General features: G+C 41.7%; 15 protein-coding genes. 14 read left to right on the forward strand and 1 reads right to left on the reverse strand.

All coding sequences use genetic code 11. The features are described 5' to 3' along the window. Window positions 1–583 precede the first annotated feature (583 nt). From O0550_RS18740 to spoVG, 8 genes are all read left to right on the forward strand, one after another. Complete coding sequence (locus O0550_RS18740) at window positions 584–1,627, forward strand: resuscitation-promoting factor (protein WP_003343420.1); 1,044 nt, start codon at window positions 584–586, stop codon at window positions 1,625–1,627. 181 nt (window positions 1,628–1,808) lie between these two features. Continuing rightward, window positions 1,809–2,366 carry a ribonuclease M5 gene (gene rnmV, locus O0550_RS18745; RefSeq protein ID WP_003333915.1) on the forward strand — a complete coding sequence of 186 codons (558 nt, stop codon included), beginning with the start codon at window positions 1,809–1,811 and terminating at the stop codon, window positions 2,364–2,366. Between the two features lie 3 nt (window positions 2,367–2,369). Further along, window positions 2,370–3,257, forward strand: a complete 888-nt coding sequence (gene rsmA, locus O0550_RS18750; RefSeq protein ID WP_101667150.1) for a 16S rRNA (adenine(1518)-N(6)/adenine(1519)-N(6))-dimethyltransferase RsmA — start codon at window positions 2,370–2,372, stop codon at window positions 3,255–3,257. Between the two features lie 192 nt (window positions 3,258–3,449). After that, the gene (veg, locus tag O0550_RS18755; RefSeq protein WP_003333913.1) at window positions 3,450–3,722 is read left to right on the forward strand and encodes a biofilm formation stimulator Veg; all 273 of its coding nucleotides are present in this window, start codon (window positions 3,450–3,452) and stop codon (window positions 3,720–3,722) included. Window positions 3,723–3,800: 78 nt separating this feature from the next. Beyond that, window positions 3,801–3,983: a small, acid-soluble spore protein, alpha/beta type gene (locus tag O0550_RS18760; RefSeq protein ID WP_035318803.1), complete on the forward strand. Its 183-nt coding sequence runs from the start codon at window positions 3,801–3,803 to the stop codon at window positions 3,981–3,983. 138 nt (window positions 3,984–4,121) lie between these two features. Then, complete coding sequence (ispE, locus tag O0550_RS18765) at window positions 4,122–5,000, forward strand: 4-(cytidine 5'-diphospho)-2-C-methyl-D-erythritol kinase (protein WP_003333911.1); 879 nt, start codon at window positions 4,122–4,124, stop codon at window positions 4,998–5,000. A gap of 62 nt (window positions 5,001–5,062) precedes the next feature. After that, entirely contained in the window at window positions 5,063–5,893 is an 831-nt protein-coding gene (purR, locus tag O0550_RS18770) for a pur operon repressor (RefSeq protein ID WP_003333910.1), read from the forward strand. Window positions 5,894–6,070: 177 nt separating this feature from the next. Then, the gene (spoVG, locus tag O0550_RS18775; protein ID WP_003343428.1) at window positions 6,071–6,358 is read left to right on the forward strand and encodes a septation regulator SpoVG; all 288 of its coding nucleotides are present in this window, start codon (window positions 6,071–6,073) and stop codon (window positions 6,356–6,358) included. Between the two features lie 146 nt (window positions 6,359–6,504). Here the strand turns inward: spoVG and O0550_RS18780 are convergent, their stop codons facing one another. Further along, window positions 6,505–7,521, reverse strand: coding sequence for a CobW family GTP-binding protein (locus O0550_RS18780; protein WP_096887869.1), 1,017 nt, complete (start codon window positions 7,519–7,521; stop codon window positions 6,505–6,507). 158 nt (window positions 7,522–7,679) lie between these two features. Between O0550_RS18780 and glmU the strand changes: the two genes are divergently transcribed. From glmU to mfd, 6 genes are all read left to right on the forward strand, one after another. Continuing rightward, window positions 7,680–9,059, forward strand: coding sequence for a bifunctional UDP-N-acetylglucosamine diphosphorylase/glucosamine-1-phosphate N-acetyltransferase GlmU (gene glmU / locus O0550_RS18785; RefSeq protein WP_121473207.1), 1,380 nt, complete (start codon window positions 7,680–7,682; stop codon window positions 9,057–9,059). A 24-nt stretch (window positions 9,060–9,083) separates the two neighbouring features. Then, window positions 9,084–10,034, forward strand: coding sequence for a ribose-phosphate diphosphokinase (locus O0550_RS18790; protein WP_003343435.1), 951 nt, complete (start codon window positions 9,084–9,086; stop codon window positions 10,032–10,034). 84 nt (window positions 10,035–10,118) lie between these two features. Next, window positions 10,119–10,742 carry a 50S ribosomal protein L25 gene (locus tag O0550_RS18795; RefSeq protein ID WP_003343437.1) on the forward strand — a complete coding sequence of 208 codons (624 nt, stop codon included), beginning with the start codon at window positions 10,119–10,121 and terminating at the stop codon, window positions 10,740–10,742. 148 nt (window positions 10,743–10,890) lie between these two features. Next, entirely contained in the window at window positions 10,891–11,463 is a 573-nt protein-coding gene (pth, locus tag O0550_RS18800) for an aminoacyl-tRNA hydrolase (protein ID WP_003333903.1), read from the forward strand. A gap of 78 nt (window positions 11,464–11,541) precedes the next feature. Then, window positions 11,542–11,772, forward strand: a complete 231-nt coding sequence (locus O0550_RS18805; protein ID WP_022586599.1) for an anti-sigma-F factor Fin family protein — start codon at window positions 11,542–11,544, stop codon at window positions 11,770–11,772. Between the two features lie 210 nt (window positions 11,773–11,982). Then, entirely contained in the window at window positions 11,983–15,549 is a 3,567-nt protein-coding gene (gene mfd, locus O0550_RS18810) for a transcription-repair coupling factor (RefSeq protein WP_003333901.1), read from the forward strand. Window positions 15,550–15,566: the final 17 nt, after the last annotated feature.

The following is a 15,566-nucleotide window of genomic DNA, read 5'->3' on the forward strand; positions in this document are numbered from 1 at the left end:
AGAAAATTCTTTTATTTTTGTAAAAAAAAGCGATAAAAATTCACTAGATTAGTGGAAGTGAATTTTTAATATATTTAAAACTAATGATAGGAATTTTAACTGTGTATTTTCCATTATTGATAAACAAAATGTAGTGAAATCAAATATAAGCAGATACATAAAGTGCATATTTTATTAAAATTTTAAAAAATATCACTATATATAAACTTTTAATGGGTTTTTATTTTTTTGTTACAAGATTGTCACATGATCTCTGGGCGATGAGTAAAAATTATATATGCGTTCTATCAATCTGCATATTGACATAACATGTTTTCGTAGGTTCCCTTTCTTTCGTTTTTAAAAGCGAAATTAGTGCCCTGTCGAACGAAAAAGAGGAATCGACAGAATTGCTCGACAGAAAACTGCTTTCATTCTCCGTGGCTTATTTGGTAAGGTAAAAGACATGTTGAGAAACACAGAAATAGCTGGATTTTCCGTAAAAAAATCAGCCGCACAATCTGGAGAGGGAAAGGGGGAGAATTTGACAAAAGAAAAAAAGTGATATAATATCCTTCTCAGGCTTAAAAAAGGAGTGTGGGGAATGGAATTAGGTAAAATCTGGGTACCGCACAATCGATTGCTCCTCTCGATTTTAGGAGCTGCAACCTTTGTGTTGTTATCAGTGGGTATCTACTTCTTTAACCTATCTACCCAGCCAAAGCAAGTAACGCTAGTCATTGATGGGGTATCCCAGGACATCACGACTACGGCAAAAACGGTTGAACAATTATTACAAGAAAAACAAGTTCAAATTACTGATAAAGATAGTATTAAACCAGGCTTGGACACATCTGTTGAAAAAGCCATGACCGTTGATTTGCAAACGAGCTGGGCAATACCTGTCCAAATTGCCGGACAGAAGACAGTGGTTCATACAATAAAACGTACAGTAGCCGGTGCATTGGCGGATGCAGGTGTCAAAGTAAGCCAGAAGGATAAAATAAATCCGTCTGTAGATTCAAAGCTGACGAAAGATACGGAAATTTCTGTCATTAGGGTAGAAGAAAAAGCAGTTCAGGTTAATAAAGATATCGCTTTTCGAGAAATACGCCAAAAAGACACTTCCCTCAACAAAGGCGAAGTGCGTGAACTAAAAAAAGGTCAAGCTGGGAAAGCTATTTTGCACTATAGTGTGGTCTTTGAGAATGGTAAAGAGGTATCCCGCAAATTAGTCAAAACCGACGTGGTAACAGAAAAACAAGACCGCGTTTTGGCAGTGGGTACGAAGAAACAAGAAGTTATGGCGGCTTCCCTACCTTCGCGTGGTGGAAAAGATATTCGCGCAAAACGCGTCTTGAATAATGTAACTCTTACAGCCTATGCTCCGAACGCTGGCGGCGGATACGGAAGAACAGCAATGGGTGTAAAAGCTACAGTCGGAAAAACAGTGGCAGTTGATCCCAAATTGGTTCCATTAGGCTGGTGGGTCTACATTGAGGGCATCGGTTATCGTCGTGCGGAGGATACCGGTGGGGCCATCAAAGGGCACAAGATGGATGTATATTTGGGCAGCGAATCTGAGGCAATGAGATTCGGTCGTAAAAAAGGATACAAGGTACATGTAATCGGCCCGAAGTTGCCGTAACATCTACTTTAGAAAAAGGCAGGAGTTTCTCCTGTCTTTTGTTTTGGGCATAAATGTGGTAAGCTGTTTGAATCTCTATACTTCTTATACGCAAGTAAGCTTGCTTTCGTTTCCTATTTTAGGACAAATAAAAAAAGTTTTTTTGCAAGCAAGTACACAAGAACGAAGGATGGATTAACGGATGAAGATCAAAGAGGTTATCGTGGTGGAAGGACGAGACGATACGGCCGCAATTAAGCGGGCAGTCGATGCTGATACCATCGAGACAGGTGGTTCCGCAATCAACGAGGTAACCCTTCGAAAAATAAAGATGGCACAACAGAAACGCGGTGTGATTGTGTTTACCGATCCAGATTATCCGGGTGAGCGCATTAGAAAAATTGTCAGCCAATCTGTGCCCGGATGCAAGCATGCTTTTATTAAAAAAGAGGATGCTAGAAAAAAGGGAAGTAATCTTGGTGTGGAGCATGCAACACCGGAAGCCATTAGACAGGCTTTGGCTGATGTAAAGACCGAGTTCCTAGAGGGGCAAGGGGAAATTACCTTGGAGCACCTCGTGCAAGCCGGAATGGTAGCCGGAATGGATACCAAGCATCGTCGCACCCGATTAGGAGAGATATTGGGTATCGGTTACTCTAACGCTAAACAATTAGGTAAAAGGTTAAACATGTTTCAAATCAGTAAGGCGGAGTTTGATGCTGCTGTGGACCAGATTGATTCAGAACAAGGGGGAAGCTAATAGATGACGGCTGGATATAAAGATATCGCAACTCCAACCAGAACGCGGGAGATCATTGAGAAGTACGGCTTTTCCCTCAAAAAAAGCCTGGGACAAAACTTTTTAACCGATATTAACATTTTGCATAACATCATAGATGCTGCAGAGCTTTCTAAGGATAAAGCTGTTATTGAGATAGGGCCAGGTATTGGAGCGTTGACTGAGCAGCTTTGTCGGGCAGCAGGCAAAGTAATGGCGATTGAGATCGACCAACGTCTTCTGCCAATTTTGGAGGATACACTTTCTCCTTACGACAATATCACAGTGGTACATGGAGATGTATTGAAGCTGGACGTAGCTGCTCTTATAGCAGAACACCTATCTGGGTGTAGCGGAGTCAGTGTAGTAGCTAACCTGCCTTATTACGTAACGACACCAATTCTCATGGGGTTGTTAGAATCTGGTATCGAGCTTGATCATATTGTTGTCATGATCCAAAAGGAAGTGGCAGAGCGCATTGCTGCTAAACCTGGTACGAAGGATTATGGCTCGCTGAGTGTAGCAGCTCAATTCTATGCGGAGACGAGCATAGAGATGATTGTGCCAGCCAGCGTATTTATTCCAAGGCCTAATGTTGATTCAGCGGTCATTAAGCTGTCTATTCACAAACAACCAATCGTAGAGGTAGCAGATGAAAAGCTCTTCTTCCGTGTTGTAAAGGCTTCCTTTGCTCAAAGACGCAAAACTTTACTGAATAACTTAGTTACCAACTACTTCGGTAAAGAAAAGAAGGAGCAGGCCCTGCAAGCGCTAGAAGAAGCCGACATTTTACCGAGCAGACGTGGAGAGACGCTTTCTATTCAGGAATTTGCGACATTAGCCAATACCATTCACCGCCTACAGATAAAATAAGTGTATGCCCTATCCCTCACGAAAAGGATAGGGCATTTTTATGTAAGGGGAGATATTTTTCGATGAGAATTGACATAAATGTCCTAAAAAATTCATTGACAAAAAGCTCCTTTGGTTGATATAATTTTTCGTTTGTTTGACAAACTAAGTATAGGCTGTTATACTTGTACATAAGCGAGGTGGATAATTGGAATGGCTAGGAACGCGTTAGTTGATATTAAACGCAGTTTGGACGGACACATTGGAGAACGTATCATGCTCAAGGCCAATGGCGGTCGTCGTAAGACCGTCGAAAGGACTGGCATCCTAGAAGAGACATACCCCTCAGTATTTGTAGTTAAGCTTGATGACGACCAGTTATTTGAACGAGTTTCTTACAGCTATGCTGATATTTTGACGGAAACCGTAGAACTAATGGTATGTCGAGACGATACACATATAAAGATTACCTTTATTCAACAGTAGAGCCTATGTTCTACTGTTTTGTTTTACCCTTTACTGATCATACTAACCTTGTCAGTAAGTAAGGGAGGCTGAAGCACGATGAGTCGAAGAAGAGGCATCATGTCCGAGGAGTTCAAATATGAATTGGCCAAGGAACTGGGCTTTTACGACACCGTCAAAAGCGAAGGCTGGGGTGGTATCACAACCCGCGATGCTGGTAACATGGTGAAACGAGCAATTCAGATTGCCGAGGAAGCATTAGCTAGACAATCGATGAAATAACTTACTGACAACCAAAAGCCGCGGGGAATCCCCCCGGCTTTTTTGTTTCTTATTGACTTTCCCTCTCGCAAGTGGCAAGCTTATTTCTGCCTGTGATAAAATCAGAAGAAGAGATTAGGATAAGCTGAGGTGAACACGGTGCGAGTTTCAATCAAAGCTCCCGCAAAAATAAATCTTACACTGGACGTACTCTCCAAGCGACCAGATGGTTATCATGAAGTTGAAATGGTTATGACTACGGTTGACTTGGCTGATCGCGTTGACCTGACATTGTTGGAGTCAAGAGATATCCTAATCGATTGTTCCGCAAGCTTTGTTCCAAATGATATGCGAAATCATGCATACAAGGCTGCCAAGCTATTACAAGAGCGTTATTCGGTCAATAAAGGAGTTCATATCTATATAGATAAACAAATTCCTGTTGCCGCAGGTTTAGCAGGAGGAAGCAGTGATGCAGCTGCAACGCTAAGAGGCTTGAATCGTTTGTGGAATTTGAGGCTAAGTCTGGATGAATTGGCTTTGATTGGGGAGGAGATCGGTTCTGATGTGCCCTTCTGTGTGTACGGAGGTACAGCCCTGGCTAAAGGCCGAGGAGAAAAACTCAGACACATGATCAGTCCCACCCCCTGCTGGGTGATATTGGCCAAACCACCGATCGGAGTTTCCACAGCAGATGTATATGGAAATTTGCGGGTCGATCAAATTAAGAAGCATCCAAAGACAGAAGAGATGCTACAAGCTATAAGCGAGCAGGATTTTTCTTTAATGGCAAGATCTTTGGGGAATGTCTTGGAAGAGGTTACACTTAATCGTTATCCTCAAGTCCGCCAAATTAAAGAGCTTATGCTAGAATCAGGGGCAGATGGTGTACTGATGTCAGGAAGTGGTCCCACTGTATTTGCTTTGGTACAAAAAGAAGCTAAAGTGCATCGGATATATAATGCATTACGTGGTTTTGTCAAAGATGTGTATGCAGTCCGAATGTTAGGCGAATCAGAGATGGAAATACTTGATTAAACACGTACATTAATGTTACATTATGGTAATAATATACGGCTTTTTGTTTGGAGGAAGAATTGATGAGAAAATTGCGCAGAAGCGCGAGGTTAGTGGATATGACGCAGCATTTGTTAGCTCATCCACACACATTGATTCCCCTGACATATTTCTCAGAAGAATATGGTTCTGCCAAGTCCTCTATCAGTGAAGACTTGTCCATTATCAAAGAAGCATTTGAGTCTCAGGGAATCGGTGACCTACGCACAGTAGCAGGTGCGGCTGGAGGAGTTAAATACATCCCGCGAACCACTCATGAACATGCCGCAGCGTTTATGGAAACATTGATTATGGAATTGGCTAAACCTGAGCGTTTGCTGCCAGGCGGATATTTGTATATGTCTGATATTCTTGGCGATCCCAAAACCTTAAATCATATTGGGAAGCTACTTGCCTCAGCTTTTCGTCAAAGCGATGTAGACGTGGTAATGACGGTAGAGGCGAAGGGTATTCCACTTGCTTATGCGACCGCAAGCTTTTTGAATGTCCCTGTGGTGGTGGTAAGAAGAAACAATATGGTAACAGAAGGCTCAGTAGTAAGTATCAATTACGTATCTGGCTCCAGTAAACGTATTCAGACGATGTCGCTTGCCAGACGAGCACTCCCAGAGGAGTCTCGTGTCCTCATAGTGGATGATTTCATGAAAGCAGGTGGAACCATTCAGGGTATGATGGACTTATTGCAGGAGTTTAAAGCTACGGTTGTGGGCTGTGGTGTGTTTGTAGAAACAGCGGATGATGCAGATCGTTTAATTGAAGATTATATTTCACTTGCAAAGCTTCAAGAAGTAGATGTCAAAGAAAAACAAATAATGATTGAATTAGGTAGTTATTTTTCCAATAAAGAAGAATAATAACACTAGATAAATGGGTCCTGATAGCGTAGCTATGCATGGGACCCTTTTCTATATCAAAATAAAGAAAAGGCAGATAAAAATATTTTTTACAATTTTTCGGAAAACAAAGCAGGAATATTTAACCATCACGTTGAAAATATAGGCTATCCGACATAGATAAAGGGAGTGAACATGATGGAAGTAACTGATGTAAGACTTCGCCGTGTTAATACGGACGGCAGAATGAAAGCGATTGCCTCAATTACCATTGACCACGAGTTTGTGGTTCATGATATCCGCGTAATTGATGGGAACAACGGAATGTTTGTGGCTATGCCTAGCAAACGCACTCCTGATGGTGAATTCCGAGATATTGCCCACCCAATTTCTTCAACAACTCGCGAAAAAATTCAGGCAGCAGTTCTATCTGAATATGAGCGTGTCGGAGTTGAAGAAGAAGCGCAGATTGAAGCGGGAGCATGATGAAGAAGAACTGGCATTCGCCCTGTATTCGGTGAATGCCTAGGCATTTTACAAACGTCATAATTCTGAAATTAATGAAAAATGAAATAAAAGGGCACCTGTTTTTTAGGTGCTTTTTTATTTTTTTTTCGGCATAAATGGTTGATTTATGAAGTGCGGTAGCATTTTTCGAGAGCTTCTATAATATTGTCCTTATCAATTCCTTCTCCAATGAAAACGGCTACCATTTTTGGCCCGAAATTGCTAAAGGGAAATAAATGTACCTGTGTTTGAGTTTGCTGGAAAGAAATCAAATCGTCTTGTCCAATAAATTGCACGTATCCTTTTGCCCGGTAGATGGTTTTGGGAAGATCATACAAAAAATCTTCAAAGGCTTCAGCGTCAACGGGTCCCTTGAAATGATATGAAAAAGTATCAATCGAGTGAAAAAGGGAAGGCTGGTTTGTTTTAAGTCCTAGTGTTTGCTTTAATTTATCTAATGGAGAAAATCGGCCGATCGTTTTTTGTACAGGGATAGAGGGTGAGTTTGACATCTCTTTGCTTTGAGCCAATCGTTTTACCTGTAGCAGCTTCTCTAGATCCATCTCTGTCCGTATCGTTACATGCATAGGAGCATGAGAGTTTGTTTCCTGAAGCTTTGCTTTTACTTTTGATAAGATGTCTTCATCCACTAAATCAACTTTGTTTATGATTAAAAGATCTGCATATTTTACCTGATTGCGAATGGTCTTAATCAACGCCCCGCCAGCTTGAAAGAAAGAAGTCAGCTCTAAATACCTCGAAGCATCTATGACACTAATAATTCCTTTTAGATTCATTCTGTCGTAAAGCTCGGGATGCGTCATGGCATCGACTACTTCAATGGGGTCAGCTACACCTGTTGTTTCAATGATGAGATGCTCCGGTTTTATATTTTGCATGATTTCCTTTACGTTTTCTGTCAGCTCTCCACGAATGGAGCAACAAATGCAACCATTGAGCATTTTTTTTACGGGAAAACCAAATCCCTCCACTTGCTCCCCATCTACATCCTCTTCTCCCATTTCGTTCATCATAACAACGACATTACTGCTTTGATCACGCAGATAAGCAAGAAGCTGTTGGAGCAGAGTCGTTTTTCCACTTCCTAGATAACCTGTCAATATATATACATCTGTACTCATTTCATCCTCCTTGTTTTTTGAATAAAATAGAGTATGTTATTTAAATAGTAGTTGTTTTATTAAGTGTTATCAAACAGGAAAAGTTTCATCATGTCTTGAAATGAACACCTATTTTAAGATATAGTCATGATGGAACTTCAGTATGTTGGAGGGTTAACATGTCTATTATACATGCGGTAATTCTTGCTGCTGGTCAGGGAACACGTATGAAATCCAAATTATATAAAGTACTGCATCCTGTATGCGGCAAGCCAATGGTTCAGCATGTTGTGGATACTTTGGCTTCCATGCAAGTAAACGATGTAGTTGTAGTAGTAGGACACGGAGCTGATAAAGTTCGTGAAACGCTACAAGACCGTGTTCAATACGCCATGCAAGCAGAACAATTGGGAACAGCCCATGCAGCTTTGCAAGCCAAAGATTTCTTACTAGATCAAGAGGGAACGACTCTGCTTTTATATGGGGACGTGCCATTGCTCTCAAAGGAAACGCTTACCAAGCTATTGGCTTATCATGAAGAGCAGAACGCCGCTGCTACCGTTTTAACCGCTTTAATGGCCGATCCAACCGGATATGGTCGCATTGTTCGAAATGAACGAAATGAAGTGTTACGCATCGTTGAGCACAAGGATGCAACAGACGAGGAACGTAATATTGCAGAAATTAACACAGGTATTTATTGCTTTGATAATCGGAAGCTTTGGGAAACATTATCCCAAGTGAAGAATGATAATGCTCAGAATGAATACTATATCACCGATTGTGTGGGTATTCTACGAGAAGCGGGCGAGAAAGTATTGGCTTATGCTGCCGAAGACCCAGATGAAACAATGGGGGTTAACGATCGCGTTCAGCTTTCTGAGGCAGAAGCTTATATGCGTAAACGCATTGCTGTTGAACACATGAAGAACGGTGTTACTATCATTGATCCAGCTTCTACCTATATTGAAGCAGATGTAGTGATTGGCGCCGACACAATAATTGAACCGAATTCCTATTTGCGAGGAAAAACGGTTATTGGCACAGACTGCAAAATTGGCCCACAAACTGAATTAACCAATATGCAAGTGGCGGATGGCGTAAGCATTTCTTATTCCGTACTAGTGGACAGCCAAGTGGATGAACAGGCTACAGTTGGTCCGTTTGCTTATGTACGACCACAAACACATATTGGCTCAAATGTAAAAATTGGAGATTTTGTGGAGCTGAAAAATGCTAAAATTGGTGCAGGAAGTAAAGTTCCTCATCTCAGCTACCTAGGAGATGCTGAGATTGGTCAGGGTGTTAATGTTGGATGCGGAACAATCTCCGTGAATTATGATGGGGCGAAAAAGCATAAGACGGTAGTAGGCGATCGATCCTTCATCGGATGCAACTCTAACTTAGTTGCTCCTGTGACGGTAGGTCATGATGCTTACGTTGCTGCTGGCTCGACCATTAATCAAGATGTACCAGATGGAGCGTTTGCCATTGCGCGCGAACGCCAAACCAATAAACTGGACTACGCGGTAAAACTACCACGTAAACAAAGCGAATAAGAATAACGGGAGGCTTTTAACAAGATGGCTAATTATCGTGACCCGAAGCTGAAGGTTTTCACTTGCAGTGCCAATCCTAAATTGGCTCAGGAGATTGCTGAACATATCGGCTTAAACGTGGGCAACATGGAGACAGCAAGATTCAGTGACGGTGAGTGCCAAATCAAGCTAAATGAGAGTGTGCGTGGATCAGACGTATTCATTATCCAACCTACTTGCGCACCAGTTAACGAACACCTAATGGAGTTACTGGTTGTGGTCGACGCTCTAAAACGTGCTTCTGCCAAAAGCATTAATGTTGTGATTCCGTATTATGGATATGCAAGACAAGATCGCAAAGCGCGTTCTCGTGATCCTATCACAGCGAAATTAGTTGCAAATCTTATCGAAACAGCAGGGGCACAGCGTGTGATTACAATGGACTTACACGCGACACAAATCCAAGGCTTCTTTGATATCCCTGTAGATCATCTGTTGGGAGTTCCAATCTTGGCTAAATATTTCCAAGAGAAAAATCTCTCAGACGTTGTTGTTGTATCACCAGACCACGGAGGAGTTACACGTGCTCGTAAGCTGGCTGAACGATTAGAAGCACCAATTGCCATCATTGATAAACGCCGTCCTGAACCAAACGTAGCTGAGGTTATGAATATTGTTGGTAACATTGAAGGTAAAACAGCTATCATCATTGACGATATCATTGACACAGCCGGAACGATTACTTTAGCTGCTAATGCATTGGTAGATGCAGGGGCTCGTGAAGTGTACGCTTGTTGCACACATCCTGTTCTCTCTGGTCCTGCCATTGAGCGTATCCAAAACTCCAAGATTAAGGAATTGATTGTTACAAATACGATTCCTTTAGATTCGGACAAATTAATTGATAAGGTGAAGGTATTATCTGTGGCTCCATTAATTGGAGAAGCGATTATCCGTGTTCACGAAGAATTGTCAATTAGTAAATTGTTCGATTAAAATTACAGTATAGTTGATAATCATTACCTCCTCTGGACAAGCTAGAACTGTCTTAGATCTACTTGGTCAGAGGAGGTTTTTATATTGGTAGCAATTAAAGCAGAGGTACGTACAGCTCAAGATAAAACAACAGCTAAAGCGATTCGTCGTGAGGGTTGGGTTCCTGCGGTGTTATACGGAACGGATGTAGGAAATAAGGAAGTCAAGATACTTGCGCTTGAGCTGGATCAAGCCTTACGTACGCAAACCACCAACGTTCCTTTTACGCTACAGGTAGATGGAAATGTATATGACGTGATGGTGTATGAGCTTCAGAGACATCCAGTTCAAGGTAGGATTTTGCACGCTGACTTTAAACAGATAGACATGAAGGAAAAAATTCATACGTCTGTGCCTATTACGATGACGGGAGATCCTGAATTGGGAGCAGCTACATTGGTTCGTCACAGTGTAGAAATCTCCTGCTTACCTACTGATATCCCGGCAACACTAACTGTAGATACAGATGGGCTACATATAGGAGATGTTGTACTTGTTAAAGATTTACAAATACCTCCAAACGTAGACGTGCATCTTGACGAGCTGGAAGTAGTCATTAGCGTACTTCCGCCAAAAGCAAAATCGGATGAATCCATTGAAGCTCAGCAAAGCGCTATGGAAGTTGCAGAACAAGCAAAAGCTCCTGTAGCCGAAGCGGAAAAAGTATAACCAGTGACCTCCCAATTCCTTTGGGAGGCTCTTTTATGTATGGACATGCCGTTTTTTGACGGAAGAAGTCGACTTCCCTTGCTTTTTAAAAGGCTTACATTCATGTACAATGGAATTAAGTAGGTTATTTTGCTTGGAGGTAATTTCATTGAAAGTCATCATTGGGTTAGGGAACCCTGGTAAACAATATGAGGATACCAGACATAATGTAGGGTTTCTTGCAATAGATACATTAAGTAAAGAATTACAAATTCCGTTAAGCACGATGAAATTTCGTGGAATTATAGGAGAGGGAAATGTACAAGGCGAGAAGGTTTTATTAGTAAAACCACAAACTTACATGAACCTATCTGGAGAAACGGTAGGGCAAATCGTTTCTTTTTATAAACTGACAGCAAAGGATATCGTTGTCATCTATGATGATCTTGACTTACCGGTAGGCAAGCTGAGACTGCGGGAAAAGGGCAGTGCAGGAGGCCATAACGGGATTAAATCCATCATTGCTCATTTAGGCACACAAGATTTTAGTCGCATCAAAATTGGTATTGATCGTCCGGAACCGGGCAAAAGTGTGAGTGACTATGTACTGCACTCATTTTCAAAAAGCGAGTGGCCGCATATCCAAGATGCAATTCAATCAGCAGCAAAAGCCAGTGAAGATTGGATCAAGGGTGATAGCTTCCTGACAGTTATGAATCGTTATAATCCAACACGTGGCTAGTAGTACAGTATCGAATAGCTATAATATGCCCATACTAAGTGGAAGAAAGTACTATATTTTCACTTAGGGGGTAATCATATGAGTTACCGCTATGTATGTCGGTGTTGTGGCATGAAGGTGGGGGAAATTCAGCAATCGAATGTCTCCGAATGGCAGCTAGGCTTTCAATTCTTGACCCAACAGGAGCGCCAACATATAATATCCAAGGATGAGATAGGGAATACAGTTGTTCGCGTTGTTTGTGACTATTGTAAAGAGGCCCTTGATCAAAATCCTGATTTGTCGGTTGTAGGTAATCCGTTGCAATAGCAAGCCATTTTTACCTTTCAAAATGACAAGGCATGAAAAGTAAGGTAGCCTAGTTTTTTAGAAGCTAAGGCTACCTGTGGATTTTTATCGATTGAATAAATAAATAACTTTTTCGTACAAACTGCGATGTGGGAAGGTTGATCTGCGCCGCAGTTTTAGTGCTGTAACCTATGTAGTAATAGGAGAGTAAGGTTGGAGAGGAGATTAGGGATGCAAGTCATCATTAATCGTATAAAAGAAGATTCCAATTTCGGAACCATTCTTGCTGGTTTGTCACAGGGCTTACATGAACAGTTGATGGCCGGACTATCTGGTTCCGCTCGTCATATTTTCATGGCTGCCGTTTATCAAGAGAGTAAACGCCCCCTGTGTATCGTGACGCATAATATGTTTCAAGCGCAAAAAGTGTATGAGGATGTAGCAGAGCTGCTTTCCCCAGAGGAAGTCATGCTTTATCCGGGTAATGAGCTGATTGGGTCAGAAATGGCCATTGCGAGTCCAGAGACATTAGCACAACGTATTCAAGTATTTAACCGTTTAGCGAATGGCTTCACGGGTATTTTGGTTGTTCCTTTTGCAGGTATTCGCCGCTTGACCGTACCTCACAATGTATGGAAAGAGGCTCAAATGACCGTAAGTCGTGGAGGAACTTTAGATTTACAAGACTTTTTAGAGAGAATGGTTGAATTAGGCTACGAACGAGTCGAGATGGTTGAACGTAAAGGCGAATTAAGTATTCGTGGCGGAATCGTTGACTTATTTCCTGTTGATTCGGACTGGCCGATTCGAATTGAACTCTTTGATGATGAAATTGATTCCATTCGAACATTTGATATGGGTACACAGCGTTCTCAAGAACATTTAGAACAATATGTGATTGGCCCGGTAAAAGAGACAATTGTTTTTTCGTCGAAGCTAGTAGAGAGTGCTGCTTATTTAGAGAAAAAACTAGGTGAAACATTAGGTAACACCAAGGATGAGGTTGTAAAAGAAAGATTGATGGAGCAGATAGGGCGAGATATTGAATTAATGCGCCAGGGTAGCCGACCAGCTAATCTATACAGCTATTTATCCGTTCTGTATCCTGAGATGGAAACCATCCTAGACTACCTGCCTTCTGATACGTTAATGATTATTGATGAACCGTCCCGCGTCATTGATACTGCGGTACAATTGCAAAAGGACGAATCAGAATGGATTACTAGTCGTATCGAACAAGGCGATTTTATGTCTAATCTTATTCTGTCACAGTCGTATGATGAGCTTATTCATGGGCAGAAGAGACAGATAATTTATTTATCGCTATTTTTACGTCAAACCCCAAAAACGCATCCACAAAATATCGTCAACATGAACTGTCGTGCGATGCAAAATTTTCATGGGCAAATGAACGTATTAAAAAGCGAACTGCAACGATGGATAAAGGGTCAACATCAAATTATCTTCGCTGCTGCTGATGCGGAGCGCGCCAAGCGTTTGGAGCGAGTTTTAGATGATTATGAGATGGAAGCTGATTTGCTGCTAGAAGAGGTAAGAACAATTCCTCCAGGCCGACCTACTATTATTATTGGAAATATTCAAAGCGGTTTTGAAATGCCATTAAGCAAAATGGTTGTTGTTACAGAAGGAGAAGTCTTCACAGCAAAGCAGCGTAAAGCTCGCAAAGTAAATCAAAACATGAGCAATGCTGAGCGCATCAAGAACTACATGGAATTAAAGCCTGGTGACTTTGTTGTACACATTAATCATGGGATTGGTAAATATCTAGGAATTGAAACAAAGGAAATCCTAGGTATTCATAAGGATTATTTACATGTACAATACGCAGGCGGAGATAGCTTGTTTGTCCCTATTGATCAAATCGATCATGTACAAAAGTATGTTGGCAGTGAAGAAGCTCAGCCTAAAATTTATAATTTAGGCGGAAATGAGTGGAAACGTGTAAAGAGCAAGGTAGAAACATCGGTAAAAGATATCGCCGAGGATCTAATCAAGCTGTATGCACAACGAGAGCAAGCTGTAGGCTATAGCTTTAACAAGGACAGCTTGGAGCAAAGAGAATTTGAGGCGATGTTCCCGTATCAGGAGACCGTGGATCAATTGCGTGCCATCACAGAAGTGAAAGCTGACATGGAAAGCAAGCGTCCTATGGATCGTTTGGTTTGCGGGGATGTAGGATATGGAAAAACAGAAGTAGCGATACGTGCTGCTTTTAAATCGGTCATGGACGGAAAGCAGGTAGCTTTACTTGTACCAACTACGATTCTAGCTCAACAGCACTTTGAAACGTTTAAGGAGCGGTTTTCTGATTTTCCGATCAGAGTAGAGGTTTTGAGCCGTTTTCGTTCTCGAAAGGAACAAAATGCAACAATGAAGGGTCTAAAGGAAGGAACGGTAGATGTAGTGATCGGTACGCACCGATTGCTGTCTAAGGATATTGTATTCCGTGATCTAGGGCTACTGATTGTCGATGAGGAGCAACGCTTTGGTGTAAGCCATAAAGAAAAACTGAAGCAGTTAAAAACCAATGTAGATGTACTAACGCTTACAGCTACTCCTATTCCGCGTACGCTTCATATGTCTATGCTAGGAGTTCGTGATTTATCTGTTATTGAGACACCGCCGGAAAATCGCTTTCCTGTACAAACTTATGTATTAGACTATAGCCCGGCTCTGGTTCGAGAAGCGATTGAGCGAGAATTGGCCCGTGAAGGACAGGTGTTCTTCCTTTACAATCAGGTACAAGGTATAGAACAAATGGCGGAGCATATTTCGGCCTTAGTTCCTGATGCTAGGGTAGCGGTTGCTCATGGACAAATGAATGAAAGTGAGCTAGAACGAATTATTCTCGATTTCTTAGACGGCAATTATGATGTGTTGGTAAGTACCACAATCATTGAGACTGGTGTCGATATTCCAAACGTAAATACGTTAATCATCTATAATGCCGATCGGATGGGCTTGTCACAGCTTTATCAGCTACGTGGACGCGTAGGCCGTTCTAATCGTATTGCCTATGCATACTTCACATACCAACGCGACAAGGTACTGACAGAGGTAGCGGAGAAACGGTTACAGGCTATTAAGGAATTCACAGAGCTTGGGTCCGGCTTTAAAATTGCGATGCGAGATTTATCGATTCGTGGAGCAGGTAATTTATTGGGGGCAGAGCAACACGGCTTCATTAATACTGTCGGATTTGATTTGTATACACAAATGCTGAAGGAAGCGATTGATGATTTACGTGGTGAGGTAAGGACAGAAGAGATTGCTCCTGTTCCACCAGTTGAAATTAATCTTCAAATTGATGCGTATTTACCTTCAGATTATATTACTGATAGTCGTCAGAAGATCGAGATGTACAAAAAATTTGTAGCAACCTCTACGATCGAGGAGCTGGATGATCTTGCTGATGAGCTAATCGACCGTTTTGGTAATATCCCATCTCCAGTAGATAATTTACTGATGATTTCACGTTTACGTATTCAAGCGATGGAGCATCATATTGTTGAGATTAGTCAGAAAGATCCTGATGTTATTAAAATCATTTTGGCAGAGCATCAAACCTCCAATATTGATGGTGGGGCTTTATTTGGCTTGTCTAGCAAATATGATCGCCGGATTGGGCTTTCGACGACCCAAGGTGGACAACAGATCATCGTAACTGTTAAAGTTAAGGGGTTAAAGATTGAGGATGGGGTCAAGATGGTAGTAGACTTAATTAATGATTTCCATCTGATTGAAAAGAGTAAGAGCCCTGACCCCTCATTACACTAAATCCACTAGGTGCTAAA

Source organism: Brevibacillus halotolerans (genome assembly GCF_026891775.1).
GTDB lineage: Bacteria > Bacillota > Bacilli > Brevibacillales > Brevibacillaceae > Brevibacillus_B > Brevibacillus_B halotolerans.